This is a genomic window from Thermosynechococcus sp. HY213, from assembly GCF_031460975.1.
Classification (GTDB): domain Bacteria; phylum Cyanobacteriota; class Cyanobacteriia; order Thermosynechococcales; family Thermosynechococcaceae; genus Thermosynechococcus.
Map to the genome: position 1 here is coordinate 76,468 of NZ_JAVKVB010000007.1, position 16,396 is coordinate 92,863.

At 51.1% G+C, this 16,396-nt stretch carries 15 protein-coding genes and 1 tRNA gene; 9 read left to right on the top strand and 7 right to left on the bottom strand.

All coding sequences use genetic code 11. The features are described from left to right. Nucleotides 1-32 precede the first annotated feature (32 nt). From RHK62_RS03520 to RHK62_RS03530, 3 genes are read right to left on the bottom strand one after another with little or no spacing between them, the layout of a single operon-like run. Nucleotides 33-1,499 carry a TldD/PmbA family protein gene (locus RHK62_RS03520; RefSeq protein WP_302678972.1) on the bottom strand — a complete coding sequence of 489 codons (1,467 nt, stop codon included), beginning with the start codon at nucleotides 1,497-1,499 and terminating at the stop codon, nucleotides 33-35. 51 nt (nucleotides 1,500-1,550) lie between these two features. Continuing rightward, nucleotides 1,551-1,856, bottom strand: a complete 306-nt coding sequence (gene rplY / locus RHK62_RS03525) for a 50S ribosomal protein L25 (protein ID WP_302678971.1) — start codon at nucleotides 1,854-1,856, stop codon at nucleotides 1,551-1,553. Nucleotides 1,857-1,870: 14 nt separating this feature from the next. Beyond that, nucleotides 1,871-3,214: an adenylosuccinate synthase gene (locus RHK62_RS03530; protein ID WP_149817309.1), complete on the bottom strand. Its 1,344-nt coding sequence runs from the start codon at nucleotides 3,212-3,214 to the stop codon at nucleotides 1,871-1,873. A gap of 142 nt (nucleotides 3,215-3,356) precedes the next feature. Here RHK62_RS03530 and RHK62_RS03535 point away from each other — a divergent pair. The 5 genes from RHK62_RS03535 to RHK62_RS03555 all read left to right on the top strand — a co-directional run bounded on the left by RHK62_RS03535 (nucleotide 3,357) and on the right by RHK62_RS03555 (nucleotide 5,953). Then, a tRNA-Thr gene (locus tag RHK62_RS03535) sits at nucleotides 3,357-3,428 on the top strand. Nucleotides 3,429-3,469: 41 nt separating this feature from the next. Then, nucleotides 3,470-4,102, top strand: coding sequence for a Holliday junction branch migration protein RuvA (gene ruvA / locus RHK62_RS03540; RefSeq protein WP_310453314.1), 633 nt, complete (start codon nucleotides 3,470-3,472; stop codon nucleotides 4,100-4,102). Nucleotides 4,103-4,143: 41 nt separating this feature from the next. Continuing rightward, nucleotides 4,144-5,121, top strand: coding sequence for a DNA (cytosine-5-)-methyltransferase (gene dcm, locus RHK62_RS03545; protein ID WP_302676670.1), 978 nt, complete (start codon nucleotides 4,144-4,146; stop codon nucleotides 5,119-5,121). A 7-nt stretch (nucleotides 5,122-5,128) separates the two neighbouring features. Continuing rightward, on the top strand, nucleotides 5,129-5,509 hold the full coding sequence (locus RHK62_RS03550) for a hypothetical protein (protein ID WP_302678969.1): 381 nt from the start codon (nucleotides 5,129-5,131) through the stop codon (nucleotides 5,507-5,509). 15 nt (nucleotides 5,510-5,524) lie between these two features. After that, nucleotides 5,525-5,953 carry a BsaWI family type II restriction enzyme gene (locus RHK62_RS03555; protein WP_310453315.1) on the top strand — a complete coding sequence of 143 codons (429 nt, stop codon included), beginning with the start codon at nucleotides 5,525-5,527 and terminating at the stop codon, nucleotides 5,951-5,953. A 69-nt stretch (nucleotides 5,954-6,022) separates the two neighbouring features. Here the strand turns inward: RHK62_RS03555 and RHK62_RS03560 are convergent, their stop codons facing one another. After that, entirely contained in the window at nucleotides 6,023-6,973 is a 951-nt protein-coding gene (locus RHK62_RS03560; RefSeq protein WP_310453278.1) for a hypothetical protein, read from the bottom strand. Between the two features lie 292 nt (nucleotides 6,974-7,265). Between RHK62_RS03560 and RHK62_RS03565 the strand changes: the two genes are divergently transcribed. The 4 genes from RHK62_RS03565 to RHK62_RS03580 all read left to right on the top strand — a co-directional run bounded on the left by RHK62_RS03565 (nucleotide 7,266) and on the right by RHK62_RS03580 (nucleotide 11,266). Further along, nucleotides 7,266-7,556, top strand: a complete 291-nt coding sequence (locus RHK62_RS03565) for a YggT family protein (RefSeq protein ID WP_149817300.1) — start codon at nucleotides 7,266-7,268, stop codon at nucleotides 7,554-7,556. A gap of 28 nt (nucleotides 7,557-7,584) precedes the next feature. Continuing rightward, complete coding sequence (gene mnmG / locus RHK62_RS03570) at nucleotides 7,585-9,498, top strand: tRNA uridine-5-carboxymethylaminomethyl(34) synthesis enzyme MnmG (protein WP_206201248.1); 1,914 nt, start codon at nucleotides 7,585-7,587, stop codon at nucleotides 9,496-9,498. Between the two features lie 134 nt (nucleotides 9,499-9,632). Continuing rightward, nucleotides 9,633-10,205, top strand: a complete 573-nt coding sequence (locus RHK62_RS03575) for a Uma2 family endonuclease (protein WP_206201247.1) — start codon at nucleotides 9,633-9,635, stop codon at nucleotides 10,203-10,205. 224 nt (nucleotides 10,206-10,429) lie between these two features. Further along, on the top strand, nucleotides 10,430-11,266 hold the full coding sequence (locus tag RHK62_RS03580; protein ID WP_310453279.1) for an EcsC family protein: 837 nt from the start codon (nucleotides 10,430-10,432) through the stop codon (nucleotides 11,264-11,266). A 145-nt stretch (nucleotides 11,267-11,411) separates the two neighbouring features. Here RHK62_RS03580 and RHK62_RS03585 read toward each other — a convergent pair whose 3' ends face one another. The 3 genes from RHK62_RS03585 to opcA all read right to left on the bottom strand — a co-directional run bounded on the left by RHK62_RS03585 (nucleotide 11,412) and on the right by opcA (nucleotide 16,389). Beyond that, entirely contained in the window at nucleotides 11,412-12,494 is a 1,083-nt protein-coding gene (locus RHK62_RS03585; RefSeq protein WP_310453280.1) for a hypothetical protein, read from the bottom strand. Between the two features lie 299 nt (nucleotides 12,495-12,793). Beyond that, nucleotides 12,794-15,043, bottom strand: coding sequence for a cation:proton antiporter (locus RHK62_RS03590; RefSeq protein ID WP_310453281.1), 2,250 nt, complete (start codon nucleotides 15,041-15,043; stop codon nucleotides 12,794-12,796). Nucleotides 15,044-15,054: 11 nt separating this feature from the next. Then, nucleotides 15,055-16,389: a glucose-6-phosphate dehydrogenase assembly protein OpcA gene (gene opcA / locus RHK62_RS03595; protein WP_206201244.1), complete on the bottom strand. Its 1,335-nt coding sequence runs from the start codon at nucleotides 16,387-16,389 to the stop codon at nucleotides 15,055-15,057. Nucleotides 16,390-16,396 lie beyond the last annotated feature (7 nt).

The window sequence follows — 16,396 nt, forward strand, 5'->3', positions numbered from 1 at the left end:
TCTACTCAAACCCATAACCGCAGGTAATCAGTTTAGCGGCCACCGACGGTAATGGCATCGACTTTAATGTGGGGTTGACCAACGGTGACGTAGATACTACCGCTAATCGAGCCACAAAAACCGGGGGCAAGGGCGAGATCGTTGGCTGACATTGAAATTCGCTGCATGATTTCCTTGGCTTCGCCAATCAGTGTGGCTCCCTTGAGGGGCTGTTTGATTTGGCCATGTTCAATCCAGTAGGCTTCCTCAACGGCAAAGTTAAATTGCCCCGTGGCACCGACACTGCCACCCCCCATGCGTTTGCAGTAAATGCCGCGATCAATGGAGGCAATTAAGTCCTCAACACGGTATTCACCGGGGGCAATGTAGGTATTGCGCATCCGCGAAGCGGCAGCATAGGTATAACTTTGGCGGCGGCCACTGCCCGTGCGAGGGTGCCCTGTGCGCATCGAACCCGCGCGATCGCTCAGGAAATTCTTAAGGATGCCATTTTCAATCAGCAACGTGCGCTGCGCCGGCATCCCCTCATCGTCCATATCAATACTGCCAAAGGCACCGCTGGTAATTCCCTCATCCCAAGCGGTCAAGTTTTCATGGGCAATTTTTTCGCCTTTTTTATCGGCAAAGGGGGTCGTACCGCGTTCAATTTGAGTGGTTTCCAAGAGGTGACCACAGGCTTCATGGAAGATCACCCCGCCAAATTGGTTGGCCATGATCACCGGGTAAGTGCCCGATTCCACATAGTCAGCATAGAGCATTTTGCCCGCCGCTTCGGCAACGGTATCGGCCAAGGTGGTGTAGTCCCACTGGCGCAAAAAGTCTGGATTACTGGTATCGCCATTGCGCTCACCAATGGAGGCGCGGTGCTCGCCATCCGCACAGAGAACAGAGGCCACTGCTGATTGGGTGAGGCGAATATCGCGACCAAAGGTGCCATCACTGGCGGCCACCATGACCTCTTGCCAATCGCGAAAATAACTGAGGCGGCGGGATTGCAGATGCTGGGTTTTCTGGCGTAGGCGATCGCTGCCCGCCAAGAGAATATCGGCCACTTCAGCAATAGAACTACAGGCGGCTAGCCAGCCTTCCTTGCGGCCTTGGGCATAGTCCCGCAGCAATTCAAGGTGGATTTCAGGCACGTAAGCTTGCGGACTGGGTAAGAGCAACCCCATTAAGCCCAGAGCCTTCTCTAAAGCTGCCTGCAACCCCTTAAAGCTGAGGTCATTGGTGCTCACGTAGCAATCACTAGTACCGCGAAAAACGCGAATACCCGCCCCTAAACTCAAGCGAGGGGAGACACTCGTCAGGCGATCGTCCTCGACAAGAGTACTAAGGTAATGGTTGCGCTCAAGGAAAATCTCGACAAAATCAGCGCCAGCCGCCCGCCCAAGGCCAAGGAGCGTAGCGAGGGGAGATTCCCAAGAGCCATCAAAGCGATCGCCTTCGGGGGAATAGCTAAGGTGGGCAAGATCTGCAGAACGAAGGAGCGTGGCTGGCATTGTTAACAATCACTTAACATATCCCCACTATAGCAAATTCCCCCTTGCAGCCTAGTTTTCAGCTTTGGCTAAAAAGGAGAGGTGGTAAAGGGTATCCTTGGCGGGGTGGGCTTGCACCTCTTGGAGCACCACCGTTCCCTGCCACGGCAAATCGGGGATCGAAAGCTGGATCGGGGTTTTCTGGAGACGGGCATCCCGCACCAAAAATTCGGCGGCATGGGTATCCACCACCAAGGAAATCGAAGACTCAAGCGTCGGGCCGTAGAGGACGGCAGGGGTTTTGCCCTCACGGCGTAGGGCATTGGGTTTAGCATCGGCAGGGCGTAGGTGCCCCTCAATAGCTAAGGAACGAGACATTGCTGCAACTCCAATTAAGATAAAACGGGATGGACTTGGGTGCCATCATCCTTGAGGAGTGCCCGTTTCGGACCATGGATCGGATCCTCAACAATGATGGTTTGGCTGCGCTCTGCCCCCAACGAGACAATGGCGATGGGCACAGACATAATTTCAGCCAAAAACTTGAGATAGTTCAATGCCGCCTTGGGCAGATCATCAAGGGAGCGGCAATGACGGGTGGATTGCTGCCACCCCGGCAGGGTTTCATAGATGGGACGACAGCGGGCAAATTTGAGGGCATTGCTGGGGAAGTGTTCGCAGCGCTCACCGTCAATATCATAGGCAACACAGACTTTGATCTCTGGCAGCTCATCGAGGACATCGAGCTTCGTAATTGCTAAGCAATCGAGGCCATTGATGCGCACCGCATAACGGCCAATCACGGCATCAAACCAGCCACAGCGGCGGCGCCGTCCAGTTGTGGTACCAAATTCAGCACCGCGATCGCCCAAGAGTTCTCCCACCTCATCCAGTAATTCCGTTGGAAAAGGCCCTTCGCCGACCCGCGTGGTATAGGCTTTGGCCACACCAATGACGCGGTCAATCATCGTTGGACCAATCCCCGCCCCGACACAAGCACCCCCGGCCACAGGGTTTGAGGAGGTGACGTAGGGATAGGTGCCATGGTCAAGGTCTAAAAGAGTACCTTGGGCACCTTCAAAGAGAATGTTGCGCCGCCGGCGGATGGCATCATCCAGCACGAGGGAACCATCGACAATGTGCGATCGCAGGCGCTCACCGTAGGCACAGTACTCTTCAATGATCGGCTGCGGTTCGAGGGGCGCCAGTCCGTAGAGCTTTTCGAGGATCAAATTCTTTTGGGCGATCGCCCACTCCAGCTTGGCGGCCAACTGATCAGCATCCAGCAGATCCAGCATGCGAATCCCCGTGCGCTCGGATTTATCGGCATAGGTGGGGCCAATGCCGCGTCCTGTGGTACCAATGCGCCGTGAGCCACGCCGTTCCTCAGCAGCAATATCCAACTGGCGATGGTAGGGCATCGTCACATGGGCTGTTTCTGCAATCAGCAGATTCTCAGTGCTCACCCCCAACTGTTCCAGTTGTTCGAGTTCCTCAAGGAGCACCTTAGGATCCACCACCGTTCCCGCCCCAATGATGCACTGGGTATCGGGGTAGAGAATCCCTGACGGAATCAGGTGCAATTTTAGGGTCTGGTCTTTGACGACAATCGTGTGACCTGCATTGACACCGCCCTGATAGCGGACTACCACATCGGCAGACTTGCTCAGGAGATCGGTGATTTTACCCTTGCCTTCATCGCCCCACTGGGCACCAACAACGACGACGTTTGCCAAGTGATTTTCTTAACTCGTTAATTAACACAATCGTCTATTGTAACCCTTGGGGCAAATGCACACAAGCGCGCGATCGCAAAAATTTTGCCATTGCCCTGCCCGTCCTAGGGGCGATCGTGCTAGCATAAATAATGCTTTGAATGCCGATGTAGCTCAGTGGTAGAGCACTCGATTCGTAATCGAGCGGTCGTGAGTTCGAATCTCATCATCGGCTTGGCTCACCCATTTCCAATCGTCTGCGAGCAGGAACAGACTGTGTTTGCCTACCTCAGAGGAACTGTTGTTGCCCATCAATCGGAGGGGAGCCATCGCTCTGCCCTCATCCTAGAGGTGAATGGGGTCGGCTATCGCTTACTGGTCCCGTCCCATCTGTTGCGGCAGTACCCACCGAGTGCTGAGGTGGTGCAGATTTTTACCCATCTCAGTGTCCGTGAGGATCAGATGCTCCTCTATGGCTTTGCCTCGGCAGCGGAGCGGGATCTCTTTTTGCGTTTGATCCGTGTCAATGGGGTTGGGCCACAGATGGCGCTATCGTTGCTGGATACCCTACCTTTGCCAGAGCTAGTCCAAGCGATCGTCAGTGGCAATACCCGTCGTCTCAGCCGCGCGCCCGGAGTCGGCAATAAAACCGCTGAGCGCATTGCCTTGGAACTGAAAGCCGCCCTGAGTGCTTGGCGACAGGAAACGGGGTTAACAACGGCTCCCGCTGGCCTGCCCACGGAAGCGATGCGTGAAGAACTGGAGTTGACTCTTTTAGCCTTGGGTTATAGCGATCGCGAGATTGAAGCTGCCCTTACTGCCATCGGCCAAACGAGCACCCTCGCCAAGAATAGCGATCCAGAGGCATGGCTACGGGAAGCCATCACATGGCTAAGTGCCAATACCTAGGCCTTAGGATAAATAGAGACGACACTTAACTCTAGACTGCTATGGGGCAGCCAACCTTCATTGATCTATTTGCTGGCATTGGTGGTATGCGGCTCGGTTTTAGCCAAGCAGGTGGTTGCTGTGTTTTTAGCTCAGAGTGGAATAAGTTTGCCCAAATAACCTACGAAGCAAACTTTGGCGAAGTGCCAGCAGGAGACATTACTCAAATCCCCTCGGAGAGGATTCCTGACCATGACATATTATTAGCGGGTTTTCCCTGTCAGCCCTTTAGCATTGCGGGTGTCAGCAAGCACAATGCCCTAGGAATGAATCATGGTTTTCAGCACCCGACTCAAGGCAATCTATTTTTTGAAATTGCGAGGATCATCAACGATAAACGTCCTAGGGCTTTTTTGCTAGAAAATGTTAAAAATCTTCAAAGCCACGATCGCGGTAGAACCTTTCAAAGGATTCAAGAAATTCTAAATGATTTGGGATACTACATCTATTACCAAGTCATCAATGCTGTTCATTTTGTGCCCCAGCATCGAGAAAGAATTTTTATTGTGGGTTTTAGAGAACCCCTTGAATTTACATTTCCTCAGGTACCAATTCAGCAACATAGAGTTAGGGATATTCTGGAACCGTCAGTAGATGCTAAATATACGTTGAGCAATCATCTGTGGCAGTATTTGCAAAACTATGCTGAAAAGCATCGTGCCCGTGGTAATGGATTTGGCTATGGGCTAGTTGATTTAGAGGGAGTAACCCGAACATTAAGCGCAAGGTATTACAAAGATGGCTCGGAAATCCTCATTCCCCAAGAAAACAAGAATCCCCGCCGCCTGACGCCAAGGGAATGTGCCCGCTTAATGGGGTTTCCCGACTCTTTCAAAATTGTGGTGAGTGATACAAGGGCATACCAGCAGTTTGGCAATTCAGTTGTGGTGCCGCTGGTGAAAGTTATTGCTGATGAGATATTAAAATCCCTAAAGCAGGGAAAATTATTAAAACAAACTAGGCAGCTTACGCTCTTTTAGTTCAGATATGTCATTCAAGGTTTTAAGCAAGCAGGAAAAGAAAGTTTTAAGAAAGATATGTTCAGGCAATAAGTATTACATGAAGCCTATTGTTAAGAGAATTAATCAATGGGTTGCTAGTCAGAAAAACATTAAGGAAGCATGGCTATTAGTGCTTAACCAGTTACACGACATCATACGAGCTTCTCAGATTGATGTGGAAATACTTTTAGATCAAAAGGTTCAACAGGGGAAAATAGAGAATAAAAATCAAGCAATAAAGAGCATTGCTGGCAATGCTTTTTCAAACGCCTTAATTTACATCTTTCTTGTTAACAAGTGTTGCAAAAACATACCTGAATGGATGTTCATAACATCTCAGCTATCAAGTGTTCCAAATTTCAGGTAGTCAATTAATATCAATATCCAAAATGAAGTGCAAAAACCAGATATGGATATTGTGATTTATGCAAATAATAATATTAAGCAAAAACATACACCTGAAAGCTATATCATTTTGTCTCTTAAAACATCCTTAAGGGAAAGGGCGGCTCAAACTTATAAGTGGAAACTCCTAATGGAAGTTGCTCTACATAGCCCTGAATTATGCGAAAAATATAATATCTCCTATCGATCGTCAGTAGTTCCGATTATTTGCTTTGCAACAACAAACTTTTATAACGAAATTAATAACCCTCAGCAACGCGGAATGTTGAAATTCTTTGATCGGTCTTTTATCGCTAAGGAAATAATAGATTTTACAGAAGATGCGTTTATTTATCCTCTTTCTAACTTAATTCCATTTGCTATAGAAAAGCTGTCAAATCCCTATGTTCAGCTTAGTTTGTTTTAACCCCCAAATAAAAAAGGGGCAGTTTTATGCCCCCTAGTATTAGCAAACTATAGCGAACAATTTGAATCTCTAGGAAAACATCGGCAGGTGAGAATAGATGGCTGTCCACAGCGGACTCCAAGGCCCAAGGTTGAGTACTAGAGTTGCGATCGCCACGGTGCTGCTGAGCCATGTCAGCCATTGGGCGTAGATATTTGCTCCTTGCTTCTGTGTTTGCAGGTGTTCAACAGTTTGCTGAAGCTGCTCAACTTCTTGGTTAAGATCTGTAATCTCATGGCGTAGCCCGTCAATTTCACGATCGCGCTCGCTGACTGTGGCATGACAAGCCGCTAGTTTTGCCTCTTTTTCGCGACAGGTGGCTTCAATCGTGGTCAGAGAAGCGGTCAATGTCGCCGTTTGACTGGCGTATTCTTCTTCGAGGCTGCTACTGCGCTGGTAGGCGGTTTCTAGCTCTTGGCGATAGCGATCGCAATTGTCCCGTAGGGCTTTGTTTTCCGCTTGGCTAGTGTTGAGGGCATGCGTCAATTCCGCCACCTGTTGGCGATAGTCACTAACTTGAGTGTGTAGTTGCTGTTGTTGGTCTTCTAGCTCTTGGCGATAGCGATCGCAATTGTCCCGTAGGGCTTCGTTTTCCGCTTGGCTAGTGTTGAGGGCATGCGTCAATTCCACCACCTGTTGGCGATAGTCACTAACTTGAGTGTGTAGTTGCTGTTGTTGGTCTTCTAGCTCTTGACAGCGGTTTTGCAACCGTTCCACCTCTGAGCGCAATTGCTCAATTTCTTGGCGCTGGCGATCGCGCTCCTGTTCACTACGGCTGACCAGTTCCTTTAGCCCTTCGATGCGCTGGGCTTGTTCGCTGACAATTCGGTGCAGGCGATCGCACTCTTCCTTCAAACGTTGCACAGAACCCTTGTACTGCCGCTGTACCCAAGCCCGCAAAAACGATAGGCCAGAGATGGTAAATCCAATCAGGGCATAGGTGCCCACCAATATATGACCCGTGGCCGACATCTGTAACATATTGAACCCCTGAACTTCAGTTGAATGTCAATGAAAACGCCGCCATCCAGAATACAGCCCTTTTCCCAAGGATGGAACCCGCCCAAAACAGTCAAAGCCGCTGTCGGACAGGCCTCTATCTCTTTATCCTTTGGCGATCGCTCCCCTATGCAGGGGCACAGCGATAACTTTATGGGAATGCATGCAGAAACTTCTATTTCCTAGTCTAGCGAGGGAGAATGACCGCTGGGGCTAGCTTCTTGCCAGCATTGGTACAATAAGGGATGCACTTGAATTTGCAAGGGGAAGACCAATGACCGAGGCACCTGTATTGCCCATTCTATTGATGGGGATTGCGAACTTTTTGCAGATCTACTTAATTGTGCTGCTGATTCGGGTTCTGCTGTCGTGGTTTCCCAATATCAACTGGTACAATCCGCCCTTTTCGATTCTCAGTCAGTTAACGGATCCCTACCTGAATATCTTTCGTGGCCTGATTCCCCCCATCGGTGGCCTTGACTTTTCGCCGATTATTGCCTTCTTCCTCTTGCAATTTATTGTCCAACTCTTATCGGGGTTCTCCAGTAGCGCCACGTTCTTCTAAACCATCGCTAGCCTAGGGTGCAATCGCCATGTCAACGCTGCCTGCGTTTCAGGATGAATTTGATGTCATTGTTGTTGGTGCCGGTCACGCCGGCTGTGAAGCGGCCTTGGCAACGGCACGGTTGGGTTGTCGTACCCTCTTGCTGACCCTCAACCTCGATAAAATTGCTTGGCAGCCCTGTAATCCTGCCGTGGGTGGCCCCGCAAAATCGCAACTGGTGCATGAAGTGGATGCCCTTGGGGGCGAAATTGGGCGTGTGACCGATCGCACTTATCTGCAAAAGCGGCTCCTGAATGCCTCACGGGGGCCAGCGGTCTGGGCATTGCGGGCGCAAACCGATAAGCGCGAATACAGCGCCGTCATGAAGCAGGTGGTGGAAAATCAGCCCAACTTGCTCGTGCGCGAAGGCATGGTCACGGATTTAGTCCTTGATGCCAATGACACGGTGATTGGGGTTGAAACCTACTTTGGCGTCGCCTTTCGCTGTCAAGCAGTGATCCTGACAACGGGAACCTTCCTCGGTGGCCGCATTTGGGTGGGAAATAAATCCATGGCCGCTGGTCGGGCTGGCGAATTTGCCGCTGAGGGACTCTCCCAAACCTTAGCACGGCTCGGTTTTGAGGTGGATCGCCTGAAAACAGGAACACCCGCACGGGTAGATCGGCGATCGGTGGACTACAGCAAGATGGAACCGCAACCCCCAGATGAGCAGGTACGCTGGTTTAGCTTTGACCCCACCGCATGGGTGGAAAGACCCCAAATGAACTGCTACTTGACGCGCACCACCGCTGCTACCCACCAACTCATTCGCGAAAATTTGCACCTGACGCCCGTCTATGGCGGTTGGGTGGATGCCAAAGGCCCCCGCTACTGCCCCAGTATTGAGGATAAAATTGTCCGCTTTGCTGACAAAGAAAGCCATCAAATTTTCATTGAACCCGAAGGCCGCGATACACCAGAACTCTATATCCAAGGCTTTTCCACGGGGCTACCGGAACCGCTGCAATTGCAACTGTTGCGCACCCTGCCGGGGCTAGAAAACTGCATCATGCTGCGTCCGGCCTATGCAGTGGAATACGACTACTTGCCGGCAACCCAGTGCTTTCCCACCCTGATGACGAAAAAGATTCAGGGGCTGTTTTGTGCCGGACAAATCAACGGTACCACCGGCTATGAGGAGGCCGCCGCCCAAGGGATTGTGGCCGGGATCAATGCGGCTCGCTTTGTTCAGGGGAAACCGATGATCACCTTCCCACGCCAAGAGAGCTACATCGGCACCCTGATTGATGATCTGTGCACGAAGGAACTGCGGGAACCCTACCGCATGCTCACCAGCCGCTCGGAATATCGCTTGGTGTTGCGATCGGACAATGCTGACCAGCGGCTCACCCCCTTGGGGCACGAGATTGGCTTGGTGAGTGAAGCCCAGTGGCAAGTGTTTCAAGCAAAGCAACAGCGCCTTGCGGCGGAGACCCAACGCCTGCAAATGACGCGCATTAAAGCCCATGAACCCGTGGGCGAAGCGATTGTGGCCGCGACGGGTCAAGCGATTAAGAGTGCCATTGCCCTTGATGAGTTGCTGCGGCGATCGGGGGTACATTACGACCTACTGGATCGCCATGGCCTTGGCAATCCCGATCTGACTCCCCAAGAGAAAGAGGCGGTTGAAATTGCCATTAAATACGCCGGCTACATTGAACGGCAGCAACGGGAAATTGAGCAGATTGCCCGTCAAGACCAGCGTCCGCTCCCTGCGGATTTGGATTACTTTGCCATCCCCACCCTTTCAATGGAAGCACGGGAAAAACTCAGTACCATCCGCCCCCTCACCATTGGTCAAGCCAGCCGTATTGGTGGGGTCAACCCGGCAGATATTAATGCCCTTTTGGTCTATCTCCAAGTGCAACAGCAGCGGCAATCCCTAACGGCGGTGGGGAGCTAGAACCGTGTGGCCGGCTGAACTAGAGTTGTCCTATGTCAGACATCAAGCTCCCCTGTATACTTCTGGCAACCCAGTTGGGGAAGCGAGCAAGCATCTCCCTTGGCCAAAAGCTCCCTTTTTTGCAAAACAAACCCATGATTGCTCTGAACCTGCGTCCCACGATTGAATTAACTGATGAAGCCTTCGAGCAACTTTGCCGTAGTAACCCTGAGCTACGGCTAGAGCGTAGCGCTCAGGGAGAATTGATTGCCATGGCGCCTGCCGGCAGTGAAAGTAGCCGTCAAAACCTCAGTCTCAGTGCCCAGTTATGGCACTGGAACCAACAAACAAAGCTGGGTGTAGCCTTTGACTCCTCCGCTGGTTTTCGTTTACCCAATGGCGCCATTCGCTCCCCTGATGCTGCTTGGATTGAAAAAAGTCGCTGGCAACGCCTCACCCCTGAGCAACGGCGCCGCTTTGCCCCCATCTGTCCTGATTTTGTGTTGGAACTCAAGTCGCCAACCGATGATTTGGCTGCTCTCCAAGTCAAGATGCAGGAGTATGTGGACAATGGTGCCCAACTGGGTTGGTTAGTTGATCCCGAAATGCGACAGGTTTACTGTTATCGATCTGGGCAAGCTGTGCAGGTTTTGGAACATCCCCCTTGTCTTTCAGGAGAGCCCCTGTTGCCTAACTTTGTAATGGATTTCACCTTGATTTGGGATTAGGGATTCTCTATTATAGGACGGCTCTGCCGTTCGTACTGCCCTTCCCCAGCATGAGTGTCGAGGCTTGGCGCGCCCTAGGTCAGTGCCCTGATTCGTGGAGTGGTTTGTCGCTATCGCGGTTACTCTATGGGGGAATTATGGCGCTGGTTTGTGGCGGCTTGGCAATTGCTGCGGCAGGAGCAAGGTTCTCATCTTACGGTTTGTTATCGCCGGGTGTGGCCACGATGACCCGCAATCTTGCTCTTACGGATTATGAGCGGCAACAAATTAAAAAAATCAGTGCGTGGCTGCGGGAGGAAACGAACCCTCTGCAACAGGCGGTGCAATCGGTCAATGCCACAGTCGAGCGTCATATCAGTCGGATGTTGTCCCCTGAACATCTAGCGATTCTGCGTAAGGCGGGCGATCGCCTACTAGCCAATAGTGATCAGGCTTGGCAACACCTGAAACAGCGATTGGGGAACACTCGGATGCCAGTCGATCATTGGCAGGATCTCAAGGATCAACCCCTAGAGGTGTGCGATCGCCTGCAAGCTAGGGTTGCCGGTGCGGCCTTGACCAACGCTGCCTTGGAAGCCCTGATCACTGCTCCCTTTGACTTTCTGGGCGAACTGGTGGATGTGGGGTTGACTCTGCTATTGGGTCTCAAAACCATTCAAGCGGTGGGCTTGTGCTATGGCTTTGGCAGTGAGACCACAGTTGAACAGCACATCATCTGGGGCACATTGGGGATCAGTTTTGCCGGCACTGCCAAGGAACGTCAGCATCTATTGTTGAGTTTGCTGCATCCTTCTGAGGACAGTGAACGGGGGGCGATCGCCGGCCTCTTGGAAGACAGTGCCTTTGAAGTTTTTACCGACAACACAGTGGAGGCGGTGTTGAGTCGCGCATTAGTGATGTTGAGGGAAGAATTGGGTGGCGAGTTGATCCCCGTGATTGGCACTGCTTTGGGGGTTCTGGAAAGCGAACAATTTGCCCGAGAAGTGGCAACGACCGCGCGATATGTTTATCAGTTGCATTGGCTACTGCGTGCTCACGGTGGCAGCGGAGTGGATGGTTGACAGCGGCTACCGCCGCCAAAGTCCATGGTCGTGCCAAAATCTCTGTGGAAGAAACAATCCACTACTATCTTGCCGATGACGCTGTTTTGGAATGGCTACCTCAAGAAAAGAAACAGTCGTTTGTCACTATCGGGGTTACTCAATTTTATTCAATTAATGGAGTCAATTCTCTTTTCATTTCTTCTGCTGTCTTGATACAGTTAAATCCCCAAAAATAGTTACAGGCTTCATACTGATCATGTGTAACACTCAGTGAGATATCGCGAAATAAATTCGTTAAATGTGATGAAATTGATTGATATGTTTTTCTTTCTTGATAAAATTTTATACCATTCTCTACCCTGATTTTCAAGGGAATGTTGATCAGAACATCTGCTGTACAGATTATCTGTTGTTCAAATAGCCAATGGGGTTTATTCATGTAAATACAGTACCCAATGTGAGTACCAATAGCGTTAGAAGCAGTGACATCTGACAGCCAGATGATTGATTTAAGACGATTCAGAAAATTCCAATCATAAATGTGACCTGCTGTTGTGCAGTGAAACCCTGCATTCAGGTAGAGTTCTACAATTTCAGGACGGCAATCTTTCCAGTAAAAACAAATAAGTACTGATTCAAACTGATGATCCTTTGATACTCTTCTAAGCCATTCGATAGCCTGTAAATGATTGAATGAAGTTTTAATTAGATGGGTTGAGTGTGCAGGGAAAAATAGTAGCGTTTTTCCAAGTTTTTTCTTGTAATCCTTTAGTGTTTCAATATCGATTAACTCTGCGTAATGTATATATGGCCCTATAGGTAATACTTTCCTCTCTGTATACTTTGAAATAACTTCTTTTCTAAACTCACTGAATGTAATAATTGCCCTTGCAAAGGGATCATCGTCAGGTGCTCCGGAATCATCTAGATAGCAACCATGTTCGATAGGCGCCAGAAGCTTTTTTTTAGGCTGAATGCCAGCATAATGCTTGATTGTTTTGGATATACCATAGAGTGAGTTTTGTGAAAATTCTTCCGGAACTAAGTGATAGCAAATTCTCATAGGGATATCTACGTTATTAATATCCCGGTCAAACTGAAGTATGTTTGCATTCTTTTCTATGTAGGGCAAATATAGGTAAGACTCAAGTTTTGTAATTGGGTTTCTTGCAGGTGCAATCAGAAACAGTCTAATAGCCCTGATCGTTTTCTCAATCCCTCTTGACAAAGATCGATTTAGTAGCATGACTTCTTGTATATCCGTTTTTAGAGGAGGAATAATTCTTCGTCTAAGATTATACTAGGCGCTGATTCTTATTAACAGAAGCTAAAGCTAATTTGGTTAGTAATAGAGTTTATTAAGTTTGGGCAAATGACATTGGCGGTACTGTTGGGTCTGAAAATGATCCAAGAGTTGGATCTATGCTCCTAGCAGTGAGATTGTGGCTGAACAGAAGATCATTTGGGGCACGTCGGGGTGAGTTTTCTAGCTATAGTCTATAGTCAAGGATCATGAGTATCTCTACAGTGCTGGCTGCTGCGTGCTCACGGTGGCAGCGGAGTGGATCGCGCTTGCAGTTGATCGCCAATGCGCTGTAGGGCAGCCATAGAGCCAGTGAGGAGGAGGCGATCGCCCGCCATTAGGGGACAGTCCTCCTTGGGTTCCAAGAGCAGCGTTCCCTCTCGCCGCAGGGCACGGATGGTGATGGTCTCAGGCAGATGCAGATCGGCAATGGTGCGATGTTGTTCGCCAATCTCTTTGGGCAACATGATCCAAAGAAACAAGGTTTCCCCTTGGGGCACACTGACACGGCCATTGATCAGGGCTTCACAAGCTGCAAACTCTGCTGGCTGACCAACAATCAGGAGGCGATCGCCCCCCTCAAGACAGGTTTCACCACTGGGATAATCCACCTCAGTACCATTGGCACGGACAATGGCCAACAGAGTCACCCCCGTCAACTGGCGCAGTTGAATTTCCGCAAGACTCATGCTCCGAATGGGGGAATCCTCAGGGACGGTCAGCCAGCGACTATTCATATCCTGAGCTGCTTGCCGCAGGAGACGGGCGGTTCCCTCCGGGGGAGTATCGCCGCGCAAATTGGCGTAGTGGCTGTCGCGCACCTGTTGTACCTGCTGCTGAATGTGGCGTTCACCCATGCCTAGCGTAAAGAATAGATGAGCGGCCAACTCCAGACTGGCTTCAAACTCGGGCTGCACCACCTCCCGTGCCCCCAGTTGATAAAGCAACTCAATGTCGCGATCGCTATTGGCGCGCACAATGACATCCAGTTCCGGGGCAAACTCTAGGGCACGCTTGAGACAGAGGCGGGTACTCATACTATCCGAGAGAGCGATCGCCATACCAAGGGCTTGATCGACGCCTGCTTTGGCCAGAATGGTGGTACTAGCGGCATTGCCGTAAATGTAGGGCAGTTGGGCATCGCGCACTTCGTTAATCACCGTTTCACTTTGCTCAATGACCAACACGGGATAATTTTGTTTTTGAAGGAGTTTCACCACACTCTTGCCGACGCGACCATAGCCACAGACAATCACATGGTTCCGCTGCGGCAACCCCGTTAAATCCATGTCGAGGATTTCATCTTCCTTGAGGATGCGGCGCAGTAGGGGCAGTTCCAACAGCACAGGCACCAGCTTTAACAAAAAGGGCGTCACCAGCAACGTCACTGCTGTCGTGCCGAGGGTGAGCAGATAAACTTGTTGGGACACCAATCCCAAGCCCCGCCCTGCCGTCAGCAGCACAAAGGAAAATTCCCCAATCTGAGCCAGCCCAATCCCCGCCAGTAATGACGTTTTCCACGAATAGCCAAAGAGCTTGACTATGGGGGTGGTGATCAGGAATTTACCCAGAATCACTAGGCTGACCAGTTCAATAATGCGATCCAAGTGCTGCCAGAGAAACACTGGATCAATGAGCATACCAATGGAAGCGAAGAAGAGCGTGGTAAAGACATTGCGGATCGATTCCACGTAATCGAGAGTTTGATCGGCATACTCCACCTCGGAGATCATCAGACCGGCAATAAAGGCACCAATCTCAATCGAAAGCCCCAAATACTGGGTCAGCAGGGCAATTCCCAAACAGAGGGCAACGACGCCTAAAAGGAAAAGCTCACGACTTTCTGTTTTGGCCAGTAGCCGTAGCAGAGGCGGCAGCAACCACATCCCAGCGGCGATCGCCCCCACGGCAATCAAAGCAATGGTCAAGACTGCTTGGCCGAGGGCAAGTCCCAACTCCTCTGGGGGTTTGTTCAGGGCGGGTAAGACGGCAATCATCAAGCCCACCGCCAGATCCTGCACCACCAAGATGCCCAGCATAATTTGCCCTTGGATCGACTCCAGCTCATTGCGATCCATGAGGCTGCGCAGCACCACTGCTGTTGAAGAGAGGGAGAGGACAGCACCGAGGAAAATCCCCTGATTGGGGGAACTTACCCAGCCAACCCCAACGGAAATGAGCGTTGTAACTGCAATGGTCAGGAAAATTTGCAGGGCACTGCCCCCCAAGCTAACCCCTTGAACTTTGCGAATTTCACCGAGGGAGAAGCTCACCCCTAGGGCAAAGAGCAAAAAGGCCACCCCCAGTTGTGCCAAACCTTCCACTTGAGGTACTTCCTTGAGGAGTCCCAAGCCCGTTGGCCCGACCAACATACCGGCCAAAAGGTAGCCCAGCAGGATCGGTTGTCGCAGCAAAGCCGCCAACACACCTCCTACTGCCGCTGCCCCCAGTACCACACTGAGGTCAATGACAAGGCGAAAATCTTCGGTCATGGGATCTCATGCTAGGGCATCAAGGCTAGCATCTGAGCCACAACGGCAAAACTCTCACTGTAGAGGAAGTCTTGTCCCCAGCGCTGAAGTTCCTGACTCAAGAGCACCTCAGCCGTGAGATCACTCAGGGGAGACACATGATAAGTACGGCACATTTGAGCACTGCCCCCGGCCTCCATGCGCATACAGCCACGGGTTTCTGAGCAAATGATTGTACAGCAATCGGCTTGGAGATTGGAGGAGGTGAGTTTGAGGTCAATTAAATCCCCCAGCACGAGGCCAGCATCACCCGTGGGAATGCCTGCTAATTCTGCCTTAATCAACCGTTGATCGGAGGCCACCAGTTCCACGTGATAGACATCATAGTCACCGCACTCGTGGCGGATCTGGCGCGGCTGCCACTGAAGCCGGGAAGCTAACCAGCCAAGGTACATTAAAGCTTGGGCGGGATTGCCCTTTTCGTAGTCAATGACCACCTGATCAATTTCCTGAATGGCCAAACGGCGTTCGGGGGGATCAAAGGCTTCAGCCGCCAGTTCTTGCCATGCCCCCAGACGGCGCCAGTTTAGATCTGTTAGGGGAAGCGGTTGTTCAAGGAGGGGGGCAATTGCCCGCAAGCCCCGCAGCGGATCGAGAAATTCACTGGAATCCACAATCACGCGGCTAAATTGGGGCGCAAGGGTTTGAAACAACTCAAAGTTATTGAACAAGTCCCCCTTCCACCACAAAAAGCGGGGGAGTTCGCGAATGATTAAAGACTGCAACAGGGGTTCCACCCGCTGGAAGGCGCTATGGGTGCCCTTGAGGGTAATGTATTCACAGCAAACGAGGGAACTGCGCATCTTTTTGTTGATCGGGCAGTAGGCCGCCACCTGAGCAGTAATTCCCGTATCTTCGCCAAGGGTAGGACACAGGGCAATCACCCGACAGGGATTTTGGCTGGCGATCGCGTCAGCAATGCCACTACCGCGCATATCCACGGCATAGCGATCGCTCCGAGGGGTTCCCTGAGCATATTCTGCCTGCAAGGCCTGCCGCAGTTGGGGCGTGACTCGACCCGTCAAGGGCAAGTTGTGATTCTTTTCAGCAGCACGAATCGCCGACTGCATGCGGGGGCCAAGAATACCATCAATGGGGCCTGTGTAGTAGCCCAAGGCCGCTAGCAATTGTTGGGTATCATCCGCCTCATAGACAACTAGGGTAAAGGTGGTTGCCCGCACTGCTGCTGGCGCCGTACCATCCCCGCCATGGCTGAGCCAAATTTGCCGCAAACTTTGCTCAATATCATCTAATGAGACATCCACGGGATCTTGGAGCGCTACGAGGGGAGTTGATTCAGTTGCCATACCTAGG